The 3346-nt window shown below is 32.6% G+C and carries 4 protein-coding genes; all 4 read right to left on the bottom strand.

The window, feature by feature from the left end:
• Positions 1 to 117: 117 nt before the first annotated feature.
• A complete protein-coding gene (locus tag VDP25_RS17390; RefSeq protein ID WP_334471867.1) occupies positions 118 to 927 on the bottom strand; it encodes a hypothetical protein in 810 nt (269 codons plus the stop codon).
• Between the two features lie 160 nt (positions 928 to 1087).
• Positions 1088 to 1528, bottom strand: a complete 441-nt coding sequence (locus tag VDP25_RS17385) for an SMI1/KNR4 family protein (protein ID WP_334471865.1) — start codon at positions 1526 to 1528, stop codon at positions 1088 to 1090.
• A 787-nt stretch (positions 1529 to 2315) separates the two neighbouring features.
• Positions 2316 to 2789: a hypothetical protein gene (locus VDP25_RS17380; protein WP_334471863.1), complete on the bottom strand. Its 474-nt coding sequence runs from the start codon at positions 2787 to 2789 to the stop codon at positions 2316 to 2318.
• Positions 2773 to 3201, bottom strand: a complete 429-nt coding sequence (locus VDP25_RS17375) for a lipocalin family protein (protein ID WP_334471861.1) — start codon at positions 3199 to 3201, stop codon at positions 2773 to 2775. Before VDP25_RS17375 ends, VDP25_RS17380 begins: the two co-directional genes overlap by 17 nt.
• Between the last annotated feature and the right edge of the window lie 145 nt (positions 3202 to 3346).

Below are 3346 nucleotides of genomic sequence, written 5' to 3'. Positions count from 1 at the left end.
TGTTTGTATATGGTTTGTTGCGTGGTTTAGCACGTAATTTAGCAAATAAAAACCGAATAGAAAATCCGCGAGGATTTTCGTAAGTAGGCTAGAACTAGCAATAAATTATATACGGTGTTAGGCAACGTTTTTCTTTGCTTTTTCAATTCGTTTTAATGTGGTTTCCCTAAATTTATCACTTAATTCAGAAATCAAATCCTGATGTTTTTCCAATTCCAATAATTTCTCCCAGTTCTTTTCTTTTTCTAAATGACTTGAAATTGAAGGAACAAGATTTTTAGGAAAAGAGTAATAAAATTCCTCTGGATTTTTTAAATCGTTCAACAATTCTGTTATTTCTCTATGTCTGTTTAAAATCTCAAAATATTTTTCGGTTGACTTTTCTTTTTTCTTGATTTGTGTTTGATTATCAGATTTTAGGCTCAAAATTTTCTCAACTTTTTCTATTTGTTCAGCAGTGAGTCCGACTGGAATATATACAGTTCCATACCATCTATCGTCATAATCATCGTGAGAAAGTCTGCCCCAAACAGGAACCTTTCCGTTGTTCCATTCAGTAAGCGAGTTATTTAGTCTTTTATTTCCTTTTGGTGTATAACCAAGTAATTCATTTTGTTGGTTATAAATTCCGACTGCGTACATATCGTGTGAATTGTCCTCACATTTTCCAATTCCGATAAAATCTCCGCTATGAATTTTTGGGTTTAAATTTTGATAAAACATTCCTTTCATCTCAAAGGTTTTTATTCCTTTTTTCTTGTATAGAATTTTCTCCTCTATAATGTCAATTCGATTCGTGTTTACTTTTGTATTCTGCTTTTGAGGAACAACTTTTCTTTGAACTTTAGAAGTCTTTTTCGTTTTGCTTTTTCCAATGAAATAAGCAATGACGATTATAATTATTATGATTGCTATAAATTCTGTCATAGTGTTTTTCTCAAATGTTGCCTAACGTGTTTGTATATGGAAAGTTGCGTGTTTGCGTGCGAGGATTTTCCGAAGGAAAATCAGACGTAGCAAACGTGCAACGACCTTTGTTTTAGCACAACACCAGCAATTTTTTATATACGGTGTTGTGCCTAGTTTTTTACCCATTAAATTTTGACTTTATTTTATTCCAAAATGTGCTTTTTTCAACGTAAAGTTTATTAATCGATTCCGCTATTTTTTCCATCTCTCTTGTTTCGTGATTCCAGAAAAAAAGTTCGTCAGTTAAATTCCCATTTCCGTTGTGAGTCAAGATTAGTTGATTTCCAAATCCGTCCGCTCCAATCGCGATTCCATTGTCAGGAAATCCATTCCATTCACGAGCATTTTTAGTTTCAAGTCCGATGTGGTTACAAGTCCGACTTATTCTTTTTCGGTCAGTCTTATCAAAAAATGGATACAGTTCAAATTCAAACTCGTCCGAAATCAATAATTCTCCGCCATTTGATATTATCATTCGGTTTTTAAATTCAGATGGGAATTTTACGTTCAATTCCGATTCAGTTTCTTGTATATATTTTTCGTCTAATGGAAATGGCATTTTGCGGTTTAGTTAAATTATGCACAACGTGTTTGTGTATGGTTAGTTGCGTGGTTAGGTAGCTAATTTAACAAACTTTTACGAACCAGAGAAAATTCCGAAGGAATTTTCCAAAGAAGCACTTGCCTAAGCAATTAATTATACACGTTGTTAGCTACTTTAGTGCGTACAGACCAAAGTGAAAGCTTTTAGTTAGTCTGTTCTCCAAGCGCAAACATTGAGATGCTGAAACTAATCAACCGCAAAAATGCTGGATTATTTATAACGTCCACTTTAATTCCAGCGTACATTGTAATAATGCGATGCCTTTCGACGCATCTGATTGCGCAGTTTCTCACAGCAATGACGCTTTTTTTTGGAAAAGAACGATACAGAACGCAAGCCTTAACTTTCTGAGAAATGCCGAATACAGGAACAGAAATAAGCGGATTTTCCAACGAAATAGAATACTTAAACAACTTAAAAAAATACGCTGAAAAATTGTTTCGGGACAGCACGAGATATTTGCAGAAAACGCAACGACCTTTGTGCGTTTAGTTCTCCAAGAAAAAGTTTTTCGAGCTAAAAGTTAATAGATGAAAAACTAAATTTCGGACAGCATTTCAAATTGTAAATACTAACGAAAAAACACTCGGCACGTATTGTTGCTAACGGTCTTGTGTATGATTAGTTGCGTGGTTTGGTAGCTAATTTAGCAAACTTTTACGGACCAGAGAAAATTCCGAAGGAATTTTCCAAAGAAGCACTTGCCAAAGCAATTAATTATACACGGTGTTACAAACAGTTTTTATTCTAAAATCTTATATGTTCCTATTTTATTTCCTTCTTCAACTTCTATGCTTATGATTGCTTTTTCCTTATAATAAAAGGTGGCATTTGTTAAATTCTTATCAACCTCCGCAAAAATCATTACTTTTTTGGGTCTACGTTGGTGTATTACTTGTCCTTTCCTTAAGTGAACGGTCATTCCTCTTCTGTAAATAAGATAGTAATTATCATTTTCAGATTTCAATTCCATATCATCTAAATCAACGCCACTATTTTTCTTAGATTTTGGGATTAACATAACTTCTATTCCAACTAACTTTTTCTTTGCACCTGTAAATACTGAACCACCAATTGAGTTCCTATTGAAAGCTTCTATAATTTCCATTTCGTATTCTCCCAAATCAATTTTTTGGGCATTACCAAAATTTAAAAATAGCGTTGTTACTATTAAGAATAAGAACATATTCTTAGTCGTTTTATTCAGCTTTTTCATATTCGTAAGTGGTTCTGTTATTTTCCTCAAGTGTTTCTCCATTTCTGTAAAAATTTTCTATTTTCAGTTCTGTTTCCGATAAAGTCAAGACATTAAATCTGAAATCAGAATTTTGACCAAATAGTATTGTTAATTCAGTTTCGTTTAATTCGTACTGTTGGTTGTCTGTAAAAAATTCGCATGGATCATTATCAGTATAATAAGAAATTAAAGTTCCATTAGAATTGAAAGTCAGACTTTCTTGTAATTCACAAGCTGAGAGATTCTCATTTTGCCCATCGTAAATTTGATTGACTAAAATCCATTCTCCAATTATTGTAGGTTCAATTGTGTTTGAATCATTATCATCAGAAGAGCAAGATAAAATTGTTAATCCGATTAAAAGTCCAATTAGTAAATTCAGTTTTTTCATGCGTAAAGTTTGGTTTAAATTGTTTGTAACGGTGCGCGTATATGAAAAGTAGCGTCTTGATGATCAACTGCTTTTCGGATTTAAATATCTTCTATAAAGAAACGAAAAATAAATGATATCAATGTCTCAGCTATTTTTTATATGC

This window comes from Winogradskyella sp. ECml5-4, assembly GCF_036903175.1.
Lineage (GTDB): Bacteria > Bacteroidota > Bacteroidia > Flavobacteriales > Flavobacteriaceae > Winogradskyella > Winogradskyella damuponensis.
The sequence above is the reverse complement of the archived record's forward strand: the minus strand, read 5'-3'. Positions and strand labels throughout refer to the sequence as shown.